Raw genomic sequence first — 15,970 nt, 5'->3', positions numbered from 1 at the left:
TTTACTATTATTGTAGTCAGGCTTGGTGGAAAACATTCCTCTTTTTGCCGCTAACATTTGTGTGATGAGACGTGTATGCTGAACCTGTGACTATGCAGGGGTGAAAAAGTTCTTCAAATTTGCCAAAATGGCGCTTAGCGGACCGGATTTTGTGGTGATAGATACTATGGACCTTTATTGTTAAGCGCGTTATAGCGGAAATTTGCTTTAATTTTCGTAAATATGCAACTTTTTGTGATTTGACGTGTTTAGTATATGAGGAGCATTGTGATTTTGGCTGTTTTGCGTGTGAAATGGCATGTCATAGAATGCGAGAGCATGATTGATAGAGTCACTGACAGAATGGCGTGTCCGTTCTGTTGTACATAGACGCTGTATCTTGATTTGATGCCGGGATGCGGCGATATGCAAGACCATTTTATAAAATTGCAAAAAAGCATGGGAAACCGTTGGGGTCTTCACGTAACGAAGACGACAGAAGAAACCTGAAGAAACAGAGTGTTCGCCTTTAGGAACAAATTTTCACCTTGGAAGAGGGGATCAAAAAAATTTGTGAGTAACAGCGATCGGAAGGTTCGTCTGTTGGCGGAGTGGTGTATGTGAGAACTCCATCGTTGATCCATGCGACAACTTAGGCGGCAGTCAGGGTCTTGATGCGTGACAACGAAGGGGAGAGGATCACGATGGGATTGTTTGGAGACGATTTTTATTCAACCAAAGTATCAAGACGCGCCGAACCTGAACAGAAAGGCAAACTTCAGATCATCCGCCCTGGAGGCAGAGCACGTGGACGTGACCGCTGGAGCAATCCGCGCAGATCGCGAACGGGAATCAGTTCCACAGTGAAGGTAGCTGTGATTAGCTCGGTGATCAGCTCCATCGTGACCGTCATGCTGTTTAGCTTCATCACACAGCCTGCTTCGTTACCGCTGGCTAATGCTACAGGTAATGGTGGTGGAGGCGGTGCACAGACAGCGCAGGCAGCTGATCCATACGACCGGATTATCCAAGCAGCAGCCCATGTTCGTCCTTCCGTGGTGAGCATTGTGAACCATAAAACGGGTAGCAGTCTATCGATGGAAGATTCGGCGCTGGGCTCAGGGGTCATTTTCAAGAAGGAAGATGGCAAGGCTTATATTATGACCAACCACCACGTTGTGGAGGGTGCGAGTGATCTGGAGATTGTGACCGTAGATGGGGAGACACATAAGGCAAAGCTGGTCGGTAAAGACCGTGTAAGTGACATTGCTGTACTATCCGCAGAAGATAAAGGGCTGGGAGCAGTCGCGGAGATTGGCGATTCCAGCAAACTTCAGCGCGGTCAAACGGTGCTGGCGATCGGGAACCCGCTCGGTCTGGGCGGTACCCTGACATCCGGTATTGTCAGTTACACGGATCGTATTCTACCGGTATCGATTAATCAGGACGGAGTGTACGACTGGGAGCAAAACGTGATCCAGACGGATGCGGCGATTAATGAAGGTAATAGCGGCGGTGCTTTGGTCGATCTGAACGGCAAAGTGGTCGGCATCAACACGATGAAGATCTCGGATACGGGCGTTGAAGGTCTCGGCTTCGCGATTCCGATGAACGAAGTGATGAAAACGGTAGATTCCCTGCTACTGAACGGCAAAGTATCTCGTCCATACCTGGGCGTGTACACGGTTGATCTGAGCAACCCTTATGCACCATTGGATGACGAGCAACGTAAGGATCTGAAGCTGCCATCTCATGTGGATAGCGGTGTGGTTGTGCTGGAAGCATCCGGTCCGGCATCCGAAGCAGGTATGAAGCTGAATGATGTCATTACGGAATTTGACGGGCAAAAAATCACCTCCACGCTGGATCTACGGAAGTATCTGTACGATGAGAAGAAGATTGGAGATACCATTGAAGTGACCTTCTACCGGGATGGCAAAGCGGAGAAAGTATCAGTGAAGCTGACGGATAAACCGGAGTAAGGGAAGATCAACGAGCGAGCCCATACTGTTGCGTGGATTGAAATAGGGAATGCTAGAAGAGTGATCAGATCAACTGACCACTCTTTTTTAGTTATTATGGGTGGATGTGCTCGTTCGACAGTAAATGAGTAGATCAACCATTTTTATATTCTCATGATCAGTTAGACCCGGAGCCAAAGAAGCAGATACATAAGACTAGGGCTGTGGTAAACTGTTGTCAATATGTTGGAGACGGTCGCTGATGCAAACATCTGTTTGTCGATCTGATTTTATTTCAGAATGGAAGGGGTATTTTTGATGAAACATTTGAAGAAAAAGATGCTTGGGGGAACGAGCTTGGCGCTGTCGCTGTTTGTGCTGTCGGCCTGTGGATCTGAGGTAGCTACGACAGGAGCATCTGTAGATACAAGTGCTCTGCAAGAGAAGATTGCAGGGCTTGAGAAGAAACTATTGGATCAGGGAGCCAAGAGCGTTGAGCAGGAGCAAAAGATCGCAGCACTTGAGACCAAGTTGAATGAGTTGAGTACAAATGTGATTGCGGTAGGTGAGGCTGGTGGCCAAACGCCTGTAACATCGGGAAACAACGGATCGGCGGGGAAAGGCGATGGGGTGCTGATTACCTTTGCCCAGTATGAGAAGCTTGAGGTTGGCATGTCGGTGGGAGATGTCATCGAGATCCTTGGCGGCGAAGGTGAAGCGCTGAGTGAAGCGGAGAATATGGTGGTGTACAACTATAAAGGCACAGCCGGCAATGGTGCCAATGCGGTTATTGCTTTTCAAGGCGGGAAGCTGTTGACGAAGGCGCAGTCAGGATTGAAGTGAAAAGCGTGGATTAAGGAGCATTCTTTTCGTGGTACCGTGGAGGTATCCGGAAGGGATGTTTTTTTTTGTTTATTTTTGCTGCAAGGAGAGGTTTGGTGGAGGTTGGGCACGATAAATTAGGGCTGGGGGTTTCTTTTCGGTGGCAGGTGTGATAGAACTGAGAAGTGGCTATCCTGTAATGGGATACGCGGTTGTGAATCGGGAACATAGCTGGTTACAGAAAGGATGCTTAACGGATGTACGTTGTATGCAAAGAACACGTGGACATTGCCATCGACATGTTTGTCGATGAGTATGAGGACGCTCCAGATATCGTTGATCTGAAGGAGACGGAATTTGCCGACTGGGACCCGCCTGCGAAATGTGCCGAGTGCGAACAGCACGCGGAATTCCTCGTCGTTTAGCGTACTGTAGGACTTAGACGGCTGGAGGCGTGACTTAAGGTGGCGCTTCGGGCTGACTTTCCATCCGGTATGAACATCACAGCAAGAAGCCAAGGAGAGCGTGATGAGCGCTCTTTTTGTGTTTGTGGGGGGAATTGGTGTGGTTAGTAGGCTGTGTGGAGCTGGGCGAGGCTTTAGGGGCTGGCGTTGGAGTAGAGGATAGTAGGAGAAGATTAAGGTAGGTAGGTGCTGAGTTCTGAGTTGGAAGTGAACCAGGTCGTATCGAAAGTACAAAGTAAGTAGTTAATAGAAATGGATGCCACCCGGGTACGGGGAAAGTGAAGTTATGTGACAGCGATGTGGGTAGATACGGAGGCGTGGCGTGGCTTGGCTTGACCGAGTAGCTCTAACGAATTTGGGCAAATACCGCCTGGTTGAAATCTAACGAATCGTAGACACGTTATATTACTGAAGAGACTTCGAAAGAGGTGGGAAGCGCTCGGTGGGTGCCGAATAGCGTGTTTCAGATTCGTTAGATTTTAAAAGAGTCGAAATAGGGCTGATTAAGGTGTGTGGGGTTCGTTAGAATTTGGAGAAGTGTGTAGTATAGGTATAATACAGTTGGAACGAACGATGCGATGAAGCATCTTACTTATAGAATATCTCGCAAGACAATTTAGGAGGAATGGGTTGTTATGTTTATTCAGATTATTGGCGTAGGCAAATTGAAGGAAAAATATCTGACGCTGGGCATTCAGGAATATGCCAAGCGGCTCGCCCCGTACATCAAGTTTCAGATGATCGAGGTGGCAGACGAAAAGGCGCCCGATACCCTGAGCGAAGCTGAGGTTCGGGCGGTAAAAGAGCGCGAGGGCGAACGCATCCTCGCGCATGTGAAGAGCGAGGCGCACGTGGTCGCGCTCGCACTGGACGGCCAGCTCTGGAGTTCTGAGGAGCTGGCATTGGAGATCGACAAGCTCGGCACGTATGGGACGAGCCATGTCGTGTTTGTCATCGGAGGAAGCCATGGGCTCTCCGATGAGGTGTTGCGCCGCGCGAAGCAGCGCTTGAGCTTCGGGCGCATGACCCTGCCGCATCAGCTTATGCGGCTGGTGTTGGTGGAGCAGATTTATCGCGCGGTGAAGATAAATCGGAATGAACCGTATCACAAGTAGAGCGAAATATTTTGTCTTAGTCGCTTATAGGGTAAGGAAGGTCACCCTGAGGAAATGCCATTGCTTAGGTGATATCAAACGATAAGAATTATTAGAGCGATACTATAATTGCAAATAGTAGAGGAGAGATGGTGTCATGGTAGACGTCAATTTAGAGAGAGCGGAAATCAGTAGGACTTTCTAACTTTGTTGAATTTTATTAGGACTATTGGGCTCACTATCAGAAGTCCGAGCATTTGAGGAAAGTGGACAAAAACAGCTGGGAAGTAGAAATGCTAAAGGCAAGCATTCAGTCAGATCATTTTAGTATTACAAGTGAAATAAGGAACAAGGCAAATCTGCTTTTAGATGGACGGTCCAGAGCTGAAATAATAATGCTCAACTTCTGCTTGAGTTGAGGGGATTTCTCGTAACAGAGAGAGCCCCTTCAGCCATTTATGTCTTTTAGGTGTTCGGCGAACAGATCGTGGTCCATTTGATCCATCTTGTATAGAGAAGGATACTTTCAATTTCCCTCCTCCAACTTGGTAATTGGGGACTTCACACTGGAAAGCCTGTCTTGAAGTAGTTTGATACGTCCGGCCTTACATACGTTTACGCTTTTTACTATTGTCCTCAGAAGGGTTGGCTTAGCTAGAACGTTCTGCATCCTGTCTGTTACTGCCTTTTCCGCTGACAATTCTTCTGTCTGCGTACTCCCAAGTATTTTTTATTGTTAAGAGCACAGTAGTTTCGCAGGGTATCCAACTGAGCGCCGATGGAGTAACCATACTCTGCTTGCTCCTCGGTACTGACCCTAGCATAAATGGCGACGCTTGTTAGCTTATCCATGGTGGTCGTTCGTCCTTGACTACCTATTATCGACTTTTCTTGCAAGATAGTTACTGCCTCAGTATATTTCATTTGGACGCAGTATTGTTACTAGGAGCCTTTAAGAGAACAGTAACTTCTCCTGAAAGATAAATCAGATATCCATTAGATGCAATTACTTTCTTTATGTTATTTAAGGCTAATTGAAATTTGAGTTCCAAAAATTTTGAGCGGGGATAGTTCTCTCTCCGGGGAGTTAGGTACGTTGGTTGGATGCAGGTGAAAATTCAGTGTTACTACTGTTCACGCTGAATTTTTGGCAGTTGAATCTCAAATACTGTTTTTTCAAAGGGGGCACTCGTCAAGGAAATTGACCCATTATGGAGAGAGGTGATTTCCTTGACAATCGAAAGTCCAATGCCGAGTCCTTCGCCTTTTCTGCTGTCATCGATACGGTAGAAACGTTCAAAAACATGCTTTTGATCCTGTAGGGAGATGCCGCGTCCTTTATCGATAACCGTCATGAGTATGGTATCAACCTTTTCCGAAAGTCCGATTTCAAGATAATGACCTTCTGATCCGTAGCGAATCGCGTTGTCCAATAGGTTTCGCAGCGCACGTTCGATTAGGGAGGTATCAATCCAGGATTGGATATCCTCATCAGGGATATTTACTTCAACAGTGAAGTTCTGTCCCTCAAGAAACATCAGGTAGTCGGCAGCAATTTTTCGCATCATTTCAGATACATTATGCACTTCAACATGAAGCTTTAAATTCCCCTCATCGTGGCGAGTAATATCTAACAATTGATCTAAAAGCTTATCGATGTAACGAGAGCGCTGTAGCAGAACTTTGGCACTCGCTTGTAACTCCTTCTCATCCTTATACAATCCAGCACGAATCGTTTCTGCGTAGCCTAAAATCATCGTTAGAGGGGTGCGTAGATCATGGGAAAGATTAGACAGCAACAGATTTCGTCTGGTGTCAAATTGCTTGATTTGTTCGCCTTGATTTTGAATACGGCGTGCCATGGTATTATAATGCGCAGTGAGTAGGCTAATTTCATCCTTTTTCGTGTCCTCTAATACAGTAATTTCACTTTGGAGGTTAAGCTGTCCTATAGCCTGATTGAGCTTACTAATTCGTTTATTCATGGAAGAGAAAAAACCTAGAGATAGCAGATAGGGAATTAATAAAGCAACAATTAACGGTAGCAGAAAAGTAGACATGGCTTTAAAAGTTCGCATGAAGAAGTAAATTTGCCCATTTTTCATGTCGTGGCTGGATAAGCTCATCAATAGATAATAGGGTTGATCCTCTTGGCTAATAGAGTAAGTAAGCGTAATCGGTTCATCGACCCCCCATAGGTTCTGAGGCATACTGAGCATTCGATTTGCAAGCTGCCCGAAATCATAGGTATTCTTTTCTCCGAAGGTATCATAAATCGTCAATCCATCTGCTGAAATCCATTCATAACGAATATTAGGGTGGTTTCTATGAGCATTATCCAGTATTTGCGTTATGTCTTGGATACGAAAATCTTGATGCATTGCAATCGGATCAAGGACTTCTTGTGAGATGGCGTTTAGGCTGTTCAAATTATAACCCTTATCTCCCATTTTTCCCATAATGAGGCTAAGAGAAGCAAACACAAGAATACTAACGTTTGCACTAATGAGCATAAGTAGCCAAAGCTTTGTTCGATTTTTCATTGTCCATCACCTGAGAATCTATAACCGACTCCACGTATGCTGTGAAGGTAATGAGAGGGGGTCCCCGTGGGTTCAAGAATGCTTCGAATTCTGCTTATAAATACACTTAAATTGTTTGCATCAAAGTTCTCATGGTTCCACACCTGCTTATAAATCTCCCTTTTAGTCAAAATACGGTCTGGATTTTGCATGAACATTTCTAGAAGTCGGCATTCTACCGGGGTTAAATGAAATGACTTTCCATCATTTTGCAAAACATAATTACCTACATCTAGTACTAATTTATTTAAACGTAGAAGCTTAGCAGTATAAGAAGAAGGTCGATGTCTTCTTAACTGTGCTTGCACACGAGCAACCAATTCTACTGGGCTAAAAGGTTTAGTGACGTAATCATCTGCACCTAATCCGAGAGTTAAGATTTTGTCTTGCACTTCTCTTCTTGCACTCAGGGCAATTACCAACGATTCAGCCTTTGCTTCTCGTAAATATTGAAGCACCTCAAACCCGTTGCCATCATCCATCATGAGGTCCAGTATCAATAATTCGATCGTATACTTACTGAATAATTGTATCGCTTGTCGTCCTGAACTGGCTTCAATGACTTGCAGTTCTACTTTTTCTAAATGCATCCGAATGAGCTGACGAATTTCGGGTTCATCATCTACAATTAAAATGTGATTAATGGTGGATCATTCCTCCTTTGTAAGTGACATGAAACCAATCTTGGTGATGATCAAATGATAACAATAATAAATGGAGAAATATATATTGTATAACATTCATTAAGAATTCATTAAGAAAAGTACATTTGTGTTTTGATAAGATGAGAAAGAATGATGTTGATGAGGAGGATTGGTTATGTTTAAACGCGTGGTATTAAGCTCCATGGTATTGGCCTTATGTTTGTCTGCAACACCAGTTCAAGCAGCAGAAGCAGAAGCAGAAGTTATTCAATCTCTTTATGTTTCTTATTTTGAACGGCCGACGGATGCCAATGCTTTTATCGATCTAAAAGATTTAGATGCGGCAACAAAGGCGAAGTTCGATGCGATGATTTCAGCAGGTATCTTCCAAGGTGTCTCCGATAACATTTTCGGATTGAAAGAAGAGATGAATCGGGCCCAATTCGCCAAGGTTGCGGCGCTTGTTTTTAACCTGAATGTTGACACTACTCCAAGGGAATCGTCGTTCAGTGACGTAAAAGTAGACAATCCTACGCTGCCTTATATTGAGGCGATCCAAGCGGCGGGAATAACGAGTGGTATGGGTAATGGAGAGTTCAACCCAGAGGGCTTAGTGAATAAGGAGCAATTGGCCACATTCCTAGTTCGAGGATTAGGTATGGAGGAGAAAGTTGAATCGTCTTCAATTGTTGGAGTCTCCAATTGGGCTGCTGGATATGTCCAGAAGGCGCTCGATCTAGGCTTGCTAGAGAACGCTCCGGACGGTACATTCGACGGTAAGGAGGAGGCGAGTCGCGGGCTGCTTGTTACTGGAGGCTTCGAAACAGCTAGAACGTTCGAAAAGACCAAACCTCTTGAAGTGTCTGGATCAGACTTCGCAGCGGGAAACACGCTACATCTGACTCTGACAGTGGGGATCGATGTTGACTCTATCGACCTGTCTAAGATTACGATCAACAGCGTTGCGCTGAATCCCAAGTTGGACAGCTTTGCTCTGTCTGAAGACAAGAAAATGATTATTATCAAGCTGCATGATGGCTTCCAGTTAGATATGTCCAAGACACCAGTCATCGCCGTTAACGGCCTGAAGACACAATTCGGTAATGATGTGAAAAACGGTGAAAGTAAAAAGATCCCGGTTACGTTGACCGAACCTCCAGTCAAGTTAACACCAACACCGGGGCCAACAAATTCAAATCAAGGAACGGACCCAACGCCGGGGCCAACAAATCCAAATCAAGGAACGGACCCAACACCGGGGCCAACAAATCCAAATCAAGGAACGGACCCAACACCGGGGCCAACAAATCCAAATCAAGGAATGGACCCAACGCCGGGGCCAACAAATCCAAATCAAGGAACGGACCCAACACCAGGGCCAACAAATCCAAATCAAAGCTAAGATTCCATGCAGGGAACGAATACAAATTCATGTCCCAAAGGGGCACTCAGGCTCAGGTAGGTGCTCTTTTTTTCGCTTTTGGAGTGATAAAATGAACCGTATCACAAGTAGTAGTAATATTATAAAATAAAATACTTTGAGAGATCGAAGGATGAACATAGACATAATGAAATTATCATTATGATCACTGCATTTCGCTCCACCCTATAAATCCACTACCCTATGTGAAGTGACCCCGTAAAGTTAGACAGATTATATCTTTAGGCAACTTGTTGGGCATGAATCCGGTATCGTACCGGACTCATGCCTTTTAGTTTTGCTTTAATGCGTTTGTTGTTGTAATAATCGATGTATTTGGATAGCTCTTGTTTAAAATGTGAGACACTTTCAAATTCCTTTAAATATAATAATTCGGATTTCATGATGCCAAAGAAATTCTCCATGACGGCGTTATCGTAGCAGTTACCTTTACGGGACATACTTTGCGTGATGCCACGTTCTTCAAGGGCATGACGATACGGTCTCATCTGGTAGTGCCAACCTTGATCCGAATGAATGAGGAGTTTATCTTTATTTGTTAAACTGCAAAATGCTTGATCTAACATCGTGGAAACAAGCGAGTAGACCGGTCTTGAACCAATCGTATATGTAATGATTTCTCCGTTATACAGATCAAGTATGGGAGATAAATATAGTTTTTCTCCGAACAATTTAAATTCTGTAATGTCCGTAACCCACTTCTCGTTTGGCCTTTCAGCGTGGAAATTGCGTTCTAATAGGTTCGGTGCAATCTTGCCAATTGTCCCTTTATACGAACGATATTTCTTCATACGTACCAAACACTTTAATCCCAATACTTTCATCAAACGCTGTACCTTTTTATGATTTACATGGTGTCCACGATTGATTAACTCGTCGCGAATACGACGATAACCATAGCGTCCCTCATGCTCCTTATAAATCGCTTGTATCATGTCTTTTAGCTCTAAATCCTTGTCTACCGTACCAAACGCTTTTACCACGTAATAATACGTGCTACGAGGGATATCTGCTAGCTTTAGAAGTGCTTTCACCGAAAATTCGTTCCTTAGTTCATAGACTACTTGAGCTTTGTCTTGTTTGGTGATTTTTCCTTGTTTCGAACTAAGGCATTCAACTTTTTTAAATAAGCATTCTCCATTTTCAAACGCTCTACCTCTGCTTGTAAAGCCTCTACAGATCCTTCTACTAGCGTTTGATTCTTCTGTGCTTTAGATCCTTTTTTCATGGATGAGCGCCCCTTTTTCTTTGGTTGAAGGGCGTCTATCCCTTGTAATTCCAAGCTTTTTTGCCAACTTAAAAGGGTACTATGGCTAGGAATATTAAATATAGCAGCCGTTTCTCTAACAGACGTCCCAAATTCGTTCATATAATGAAGTACGTCTAGTTTAATCTGCGCAGGATATGATGTATAGCCCTTTTTAAAAGCTTTTTCACCATGATGCTCATATTGTCTAATCCAGTTTAAAAAGACAGAATGGTGAAGCCCGATTGATTTTGCAATGCTTTTCAAGCTTTCTGATCCCTTTTTATAACGCATAACGGCTTGTATTTTTTCATCTGAACTGAATTTAGTCATGAAAAAACTGCACCTCCAATTGGTAGTTGTGTCTAACAATTGGGGTGCAGTTCATATGAGGTTGTGGTTTTTTGCTTTTTGAGTCTTTTAGTTATTGTTAAAAGCTATGACTAGCCATGCTTTTTTCATATAACAAGCATTCCTTTTCATCATGCTATACTCATTAGACTAAAAAGTTAGAAGGAGAAATAGTTATGATACCATTTCGTAATGATCATGTAGGTAGCTTTCTACGTCCTGCAGATTTAAGTCAGGCACGTGAACAATATAAATCAGGCAACATCACATATGAGGAATTAAGAGCTGTGGAAGATAAAGAGATTATTCGAATTATTGAAATGCAAAAGGAAAATGGCGTATTGGCAGTTACGGATGGTGAATTCCGCAGAAGCTGGTGGCATTTTGATTTTCTGGGTGGCTTGGATGGCGTAGAGTTGTATGAGCAAATAGATGGACCAAAATTCCACAATATGCAAACGCGCAAGGGTGGGATTCGTGTTATTGGTAAAGTTGATTTCTCGAGTCATCCCTTTGTCGCGGATTTTGAGTTTTTGAAAAAGTATGCAGGTGACGTAGTAGCGAAACAGACCATTCCAAGTCCCAACATGCTTCTTTATCGATTGGAGAATGACGCCAATATCTATACGGACCGAGAGCAATTCCTTCAGGATACGATTGCGGCGTATCAAAAAGCCATTCAAGCCTTCTATGATGCAGGATGTCGATACCTGCAATTAGATGATACAGCTTGGGCAGACCTATTCTCAGACGCTGGTCACGATAAGCTACGTGCTAAAGGTCTGGAACCGGCGGAAGAGTTGAAAACGATGCAGCGCATGATTAATGAATCCTTGTCTCATAAACCGGCAGATTTAGTTGTGACGATGCATATTTGTCGTGGTAACTATAAATCGAACTATTTCTCAACGGGTGGTTATGATTACGCTTCTGAAGTTATCTTTGGAGGCTTAAACGTAGATGGATTATTTTTAGAGTTTGATGATGAGCGTTCAGGTGGTTTCGAGCCATTAAAATATGTGAATCGAAAAGATTTGAAAATCGTGCTTGGTTTACTCACATCAAAAACAGGCGAGTTAGAGGATAAAGAACACATTAAAGCTCGGATTGCAGAGGCGGCAACCTATGTTCCACTTGAGCAACTATGTTTGAGTCCACAATGTGGTTTTTCGTCTACAGAAGAAGGCAATATTTTAACGGAAGAACAACAATGGCGTAAACTTCGTTATGTGAAGGAAATTGCAGAAGAAGTTTGGAATTAATCCATCTAAATAACGGAGGGGATTCAAAATGACGATCCAAGCAGACCAAGAGACAATTATAGTTGAAGCGTTCATCAATGGTCAGAATGTAAAATCCCTTTCGCAGGTAGCAAAAGAGAATCCGACAAACCCAACTGAGATCGTAGGTTATTTCCCTGTCACTACGAAAGAACAAGCGGTTGAAGCGATTGAAGCGGCGGCAGGGGCTTTTAAAACATGGAAGCAGACCCCCATTGATGAACGCATTATTATGATGCGTAAGGCGATCGAGAAGATTAGAGCAGCTGAGAATGAAATTGTACATTTGCTGTCTAGAGAGCATGGCAAGCCCCTGTATGATGCACACGGTGAAATTTATGTTTCGTTAATGTGGATGGAGTTTGCTTGTAATGAAGCCAAATCGGCTCTACAGGAAGAGATCAAAGAGCATGAGAATGGTAAAACGATTCTTACTTATGATCCAATTGGTGTGGTGGCAGCGATTAGTCCATGGAACTATCCCATTGCTTTATCTACGATTAAGATCGCTCCTGCCTTGCTTGCGGGCAACACGATTGTGCTTAAACCAAGCCCGTTTGCACCACTGGCGGCAGCGAAGGTAGCAGAGATTATTGCGAGTGAGTTCCCGGCTGGTGTAATTAATGTCGTTCATGGTGATGCGGATGTGGGCGTTGAACTGACTAGTAATCCTCATGTCACAAAGATCGCCTTCACAGGTGGCACCGCGACCGCTAAGCATATTATCAAAGCAGCTTCGGAAACGATTAAAGATATGACGCTTGAGCTTGGTGGTAATGATGCGGCTATCTTCTTGGAAAGCTTTGATGTTCATGATGAGCGAGCAATGCGCCGGATTGTCATTTCTAATTTCTTGACTGCAGGCCAGATCTGTATGATCGCCAAACGTGTGTATGTACACCGTTCTATTTATGATGAGTTTGTGGAAAAATATATAGAGGCGGCTAATCGCTGGATTCGAATTGGTGATCCATTTGATTCAAATACGACAATAGGTCCGGTTAATAACCTGAAGCAGAAAAATGTCGTGCTGGGTCTGGTTGAAGATGCGCAAAAACGTGGGGCTAAGGTCATCCCGCTCGGTCAAATTCTTGATCAAAAGCTGTTTGACCAAGGTTACTATCTACAACCTACGCTTGTCTTAGGTTGCGATGTTCATGATCCGATTGTGGTGGAGGAACAGTTTGGCCCTACGGTTCCGATTCTGCCATTTGACGATGAAGAGCAGGTAATTCATCTACACAATGAGAGCATATATGGATTGACGAGTTCTGTGTGGGGGAATGAAGAGGATGCTATCTCCGTCGCACGTCAACTCGAAGCTGGAACGACCATGATCAATACAGCTGCTGTGCAGGGGCTCGACGTTCGGTTCCCTTTCGGTGGGGTTAAGCAATCTGGTATTGGCCGTGAATACGGCGCCGAAGGCATCCGCACGTATACAGAAAAACATGTCATCAACGTTCCGAAGACACTGGATCTTCCTTATATCCCAGAATAAATGGTATAGAGGTTGTTCAAAAAGGCTCTAACTTTGCGCTTTGTTTACTGATTTTTAAGGATCAGTAGACAGGGCGTTTTTTTGTCAGATCAGTTTGACAGGGGTGACTTTTTTAGAGAAAAAATAACCCCACACCTGATGGAGGTGACGCTAAAAAAATAAAGAAGCCACTCCATTGATGGAGTGGCTTTGTACTCAGCTATTATACGGTGAACGGCGGCTATCTTCTACCTAGTGACTCCCAAATGCCATGGAGCCAGGAGTCGAACTCAGCATCTTTGTCGCCCTCGTAAGTATCATAAATATCCAGACGTGTCTTTTGCAGTTTTTCCTTGAATTGCTCGAATGTGTGACCTTCAGGAAGGCTTTTTTTAATCCGTAGCAAAATTTTGTTAGTACCTTTAAACAGCTCGCCTTTGTTTTTGGCAGGCATTTGTACATCTTCATCCAACTGCTTCAGCTTGTGATATGCGGCTTCGCGCACTTGAAACACTTGATCATTTTTCAAAACATGCTGAAGCAATTTAATGGTAGGGGCTGTATTCCAGTTCCCCAATTCGTTCACCGCATTCAGTCTTTCTCTCCAGCTTGACGTCCGGTTAGCCGCTCGTTTGAGCTCTTCCAAGTTCTCCGGTAGTTCGTTAACTGCTCCAATATCATGGTTGTTCGTCAAAATTCAATCTCCTTAATCATCGCCATCTCGGCAGAATGATGAATGTTATTTATGTGATCACTATTATAGCACGAACCTGACTAAACTACTCCTATGAAGCCGATTGGTTAGCCTTTTCCTTAATGAAGTCCACCATATACACCCAACCAATCAGTCCGCATAAAACAAAACCAAACGCATGCAGAGATCCGTAAATGGGAATAAAATCGAGTATGGTTAAGGAGTACATATTTTTCAGTAACGGATAGAAGATGGAAATGACAATAACCGTGTAAAAGGCTAGACAAGAAAGGCCTAAGAAGAAGGCTGCCTTAATATCCAAAGCATTTTTCCTCAAGTAAGCAAGGAGATAAGCGGTGTAAACCACAATATTGCAGGCGAACAAACTGACACCGACGTATTCAATCGGCTTGGAGAAAATCATACCAATAGCAATCAAGATTGGTCCGATGATATCGATGGCAACAACCCAGGGATACCAGCTTTTCTTCGTCATGATGCGTCCCAGTGCACCAATAAAAATCGGAACGATCGCAGATGAGAAATGAAAGTGGAGCGAGCTTAACGCGTGCGTTGCAGGATTAGCTTGAAAGAGGGTTAATTGATATTGATATAAGGTAAACCAAATGCCCCCGATAAAAAAATAAACGAGCCCCGCACCAATCGCTATTTCCGCTGCTTTTCCTTTAGAGATCACAATAGTGGTCAAGCCATAGATGCCGAGCAGCAGTGTGAACAGTAGCCACCCAAGGGACAGAATCCCCGGTATTACCGTGCTTTCTAACCCCCACATCTTACTACTCATTACCGAGGCCAGGGTAAGAAGCGCAGCGGGAAATTGAAGCCATTTCATAGCAGCATAAATCATTCGTTGATGTTTATTCTTTTCGTCATGGTTCAAAAGTAAAATCACAAGAGGTACAATGACAAAAGCCGCAAAAAGCAGAAATTTTTCAACAAGTTCGAATTGGAAGTAATCAAGGGAAAATATCAGAATGGTTATGATTCCACCGGGAAACACTGGTGCTAATAATGATTTCATTCGTTGTTTCAAGGAACTATTCATGGGGTTTCCTTTCTAACGACGTTTAGTATAGGTCGGCAATTCTTCTTTAAGTAGTCTAACACATTTATTTGTCAATATATGAAAATAAGCTTATCTTACTGCGGTTGATGGAGTCATGGGAAATAGCCCTACCGCTCTTCAAAGACTTTCGCCATAAAGGAGCTGTGGTATCAAATGAATAAGGATAAAAGTACAGAAATGAAATACTCTTCAAAAGCAGGGGACATTCTACAGCAGATCAATAGTAAAACTAAGCTAGGTGACTTACGAAAAATCGCGAAGGACATAAAAAAAGATCACGAACTTGCTATGGAACTTTGGTCGACCGAAGCGTTTTTGCCCAGACTATTAGCTATTTTAATTATGGATAAAAAACTTCTTTCACAAGAATTGCTTAATAGGTTTGATAAGGATATGCAGACTCACACTTTTGATGAGCGAAATAACTTAATGGATTGGTTAATGGCTAATCAGCTTACCAAAGACAAGAAGACCATTGCATTGATGGAGTTATGGGAAAACAGCCCTTCTGCTCTTCAAAGGCGAGCTTTTTGGTATTATCAAGCGCGATTGAGATGGACTGGACAAACGCCTCCTGATAACACCGAAGACTTACTATCTGCAATTGAAGCTAATATTACGCAGGAAGAGCCGGAAGTTCAGTGGGCTATGAATTTCATTGCAGGCTGGATAGGCATTTATGATCAAAAGTATCGTTCGCGTTGTATTAAACTTGGTGAGAATACAGGTCTTTATAAGGGTGAAATGGTATCAAAGGGTTGTACTCCTAATTATTTGCCAGAGTTCATTGCAATTGAAGTTAACAAACGAAATAAGAATTAGTTGCCCCTGAAATATTCATTAGT

14 protein-coding genes and 2 pseudogenes are annotated in these 15,970 nt (G+C 43.5%); 8 read left to right on the top strand and 8 right to left on the bottom strand.

Going from position 1 to position 15,970, the window contains the following annotated elements; genetic code table 11:
* Positions 1-683 precede the first annotated feature (683 nt).
* The 4 genes from MHB43_RS32260 to rlmH all read left to right on the top strand — a co-directional run bounded on the left by MHB43_RS32260 (position 684) and on the right by rlmH (position 4,341).
* On the top strand, positions 684-1,961 hold the full coding sequence (locus tag MHB43_RS32260; protein ID WP_036611896.1) for a S1C family serine protease: 1,278 nt from the start codon (positions 684-686) through the stop codon (positions 1,959-1,961).
* A 297-nt stretch (positions 1,962-2,258) separates the two neighbouring features.
* On the top strand, positions 2,259-2,783 hold the full coding sequence (locus MHB43_RS32255; protein ID WP_339180871.1) for a hypothetical protein: 525 nt from the start codon (positions 2,259-2,261) through the stop codon (positions 2,781-2,783).
* A 236-nt stretch (positions 2,784-3,019) separates the two neighbouring features.
* Positions 3,020-3,187 carry a CxxH/CxxC protein gene (locus MHB43_RS32250; RefSeq protein WP_017691462.1) on the top strand — a complete coding sequence of 56 codons (168 nt, stop codon included), beginning with the start codon at positions 3,020-3,022 and terminating at the stop codon, positions 3,185-3,187.
* A gap of 674 nt (positions 3,188-3,861) precedes the next feature.
* Positions 3,862-4,341: a 23S rRNA (pseudouridine(1915)-N(3))-methyltransferase RlmH gene (rlmH, locus tag MHB43_RS32245; RefSeq protein WP_076252167.1), complete on the top strand. Its 480-nt coding sequence runs from the start codon at positions 3,862-3,864 to the stop codon at positions 4,339-4,341.
* Between the two features lie 657 nt (positions 4,342-4,998).
* On the opposite strand, the gene MHB43_RS32240 is transcribed toward rlmH, so the two are convergent.
* From MHB43_RS32240 to MHB43_RS32220, 5 genes and pseudogenes are all read right to left on the bottom strand, one after another.
* Positions 4,999-5,172: a recombinase family protein gene (locus MHB43_RS32240; protein WP_339180867.1), complete on the bottom strand. Its 174-nt coding sequence runs from the start codon at positions 5,170-5,172 to the stop codon at positions 4,999-5,001.
* 275 nt (positions 5,173-5,447) lie between these two features.
* Positions 5,448-6,863: a HAMP domain-containing sensor histidine kinase gene (locus MHB43_RS32235; RefSeq protein ID WP_339180865.1), complete on the bottom strand. Its 1,416-nt coding sequence runs from the start codon at positions 6,861-6,863 to the stop codon at positions 5,448-5,450.
* Positions 6,860-7,210, bottom strand: a complete 351-nt coding sequence (locus MHB43_RS32230; RefSeq protein WP_405132492.1) for a winged helix-turn-helix domain-containing protein — start codon at positions 7,208-7,210, stop codon at positions 6,860-6,862. Before MHB43_RS32230 ends, MHB43_RS32235 begins: the two co-directional genes overlap by 4 nt.
* A pseudogene (locus tag MHB43_RS32225) lies at positions 7,183-7,288 on the bottom strand (DNA-binding response regulator); the annotation flags it as partial. The pseudogene MHB43_RS32225 and the gene MHB43_RS32230, both read right to left, overlap by 28 nt.
* A pseudogene (locus MHB43_RS32220) lies at positions 7,265-7,492 on the bottom strand (response regulator); the annotation flags it as partial. The pseudogenes MHB43_RS32220 and MHB43_RS32225, both read right to left, overlap by 24 nt.
* A 229-nt stretch (positions 7,493-7,721) precedes the next feature.
* On the opposite strand from MHB43_RS32220, the gene MHB43_RS32215 reads away from it, so the two are divergent.
* Positions 7,722-8,948 (top strand): S-layer homology domain-containing protein, encoded by a 1,227-nt coding sequence (locus MHB43_RS32215; protein WP_405131067.1) that lies wholly within the window; start codon positions 7,722-7,724, stop codon positions 8,946-8,948.
* 260 nt (positions 8,949-9,208) lie between these two features.
* Here the strand turns inward: MHB43_RS32215 and MHB43_RS32210 are convergent.
* A protein-coding gene (locus MHB43_RS32210; protein WP_405131066.1) for an IS3 family transposase occupies positions 9,209-10,566 on the bottom strand; the annotation gives its coding sequence in 2 pieces (ribosomal slippage) (positions 9,209-10,113 and positions 10,113-10,566; 1,359 coding nt in all).
* A gap of 194 nt (positions 10,567-10,760) precedes the next feature.
* Here MHB43_RS32210 and MHB43_RS32205 point away from each other — a divergent pair.
* Together MHB43_RS32205 and MHB43_RS32200 are read left to right on the top strand one after the other, a co-directional pair.
* Positions 10,761-11,846 carry a 5-methyltetrahydropteroyltriglutamate--homocysteine S-methyltransferase gene (locus tag MHB43_RS32205; RefSeq protein WP_339180858.1) on the top strand — a complete coding sequence of 362 codons (1,086 nt, stop codon included), beginning with the start codon at positions 10,761-10,763 and terminating at the stop codon, positions 11,844-11,846.
* A 28-nt stretch (positions 11,847-11,874) separates the two neighbouring features.
* Entirely contained in the window at positions 11,875-13,365 is a 1,491-nt protein-coding gene (locus MHB43_RS32200; RefSeq protein ID WP_339180856.1) for an aldehyde dehydrogenase family protein, read from the top strand.
* A 220-nt stretch (positions 13,366-13,585) separates the two neighbouring features.
* On the opposite strand, the gene MHB43_RS32195 is transcribed toward MHB43_RS32200, so the two are convergent.
* Complete coding sequence (locus MHB43_RS32195; protein WP_339180853.1) at positions 13,586-14,038, bottom strand: HEAT repeat domain-containing protein; 453 nt, start codon at positions 14,036-14,038, stop codon at positions 13,586-13,588.
* Between the two features lie 91 nt (positions 14,039-14,129).
* Positions 14,130-15,104: a YndJ family transporter gene (locus MHB43_RS32190; protein WP_339180850.1), complete on the bottom strand. Its 975-nt coding sequence runs from the start codon at positions 15,102-15,104 to the stop codon at positions 14,130-14,132.
* 174 nt (positions 15,105-15,278) lie between these two features.
* On the opposite strand from MHB43_RS32190, the gene MHB43_RS32185 reads away from it, so the two are divergent.
* Complete coding sequence (locus MHB43_RS32185) at positions 15,279-15,947, top strand: DNA alkylation repair protein (protein WP_221820199.1); 669 nt, start codon at positions 15,279-15,281, stop codon at positions 15,945-15,947.
* The last annotated feature ends 23 nt before the right edge of the window (positions 15,948-15,970 follow it).

It is taken from the genome of Paenibacillus sp. FSL H8-0317 (assembly GCF_045040685.1).
In the GTDB taxonomy this organism is placed as follows: Bacteria; Bacillota; Bacilli; order Paenibacillales; family Paenibacillaceae; genus Paenibacillus.
Note: the sequence above shows the minus strand (reverse complement) of the source record. Positions and strands in the feature narration are given on the sequence as shown.

Bases quoted from the DNA above. Each gene is read 5' to 3' on its own strand.
- rlmH (WP_076252167.1), top strand. From the start codon at position 3,862: ATGTTTATTCAGATTATTGGCGTAGGCAAATTGAAGGAAAAATATCTG.
- MHB43_RS32215 (WP_405131067.1), top strand. From the start codon at position 7,722: ATGTTTAAACGCGTGGTATTAAGCTCCATGGTATTGGCCTTATGTTTG.
- MHB43_RS32250 (WP_017691462.1), top strand. From the start codon at position 3,020: ATGTACGTTGTATGCAAAGAACACGTGGACATTGCCATCGACATGTTT.
- MHB43_RS32205 (WP_339180858.1), top strand. From the start codon at position 10,761: ATGATACCATTTCGTAATGATCATGTAGGTAGCTTTCTACGTCCTGCA.
- MHB43_RS32235 (WP_339180865.1), bottom strand. From the start codon at position 6,863: ATGAAAAATCGAACAAAGCTTTGGCTACTTATGCTCATTAGTGCAAAC.
- MHB43_RS32190 (WP_339180850.1), bottom strand. From the start codon at position 15,104: ATGAATAGTTCCTTGAAACAACGAATGAAATCATTATTAGCACCAGTG.
- MHB43_RS32185 (WP_221820199.1), top strand. From the start codon at position 15,279: ATGAATAAGGATAAAAGTACAGAAATGAAATACTCTTCAAAAGCAGGG.
- MHB43_RS32260 (WP_036611896.1), top strand. From the start codon at position 684: ATGGGATTGTTTGGAGACGATTTTTATTCAACCAAAGTATCAAGACGC.
- MHB43_RS32200 (WP_339180856.1), top strand. From the start codon at position 11,875: ATGACGATCCAAGCAGACCAAGAGACAATTATAGTTGAAGCGTTCATC.
- MHB43_RS32255 (WP_339180871.1), top strand. From the start codon at position 2,259: ATGAAACATTTGAAGAAAAAGATGCTTGGGGGAACGAGCTTGGCGCTG.
- MHB43_RS32240 (WP_339180867.1), bottom strand. From the start codon at position 5,172: ATGGATAAGCTAACAAGCGTCGCCATTTATGCTAGGGTCAGTACCGAG.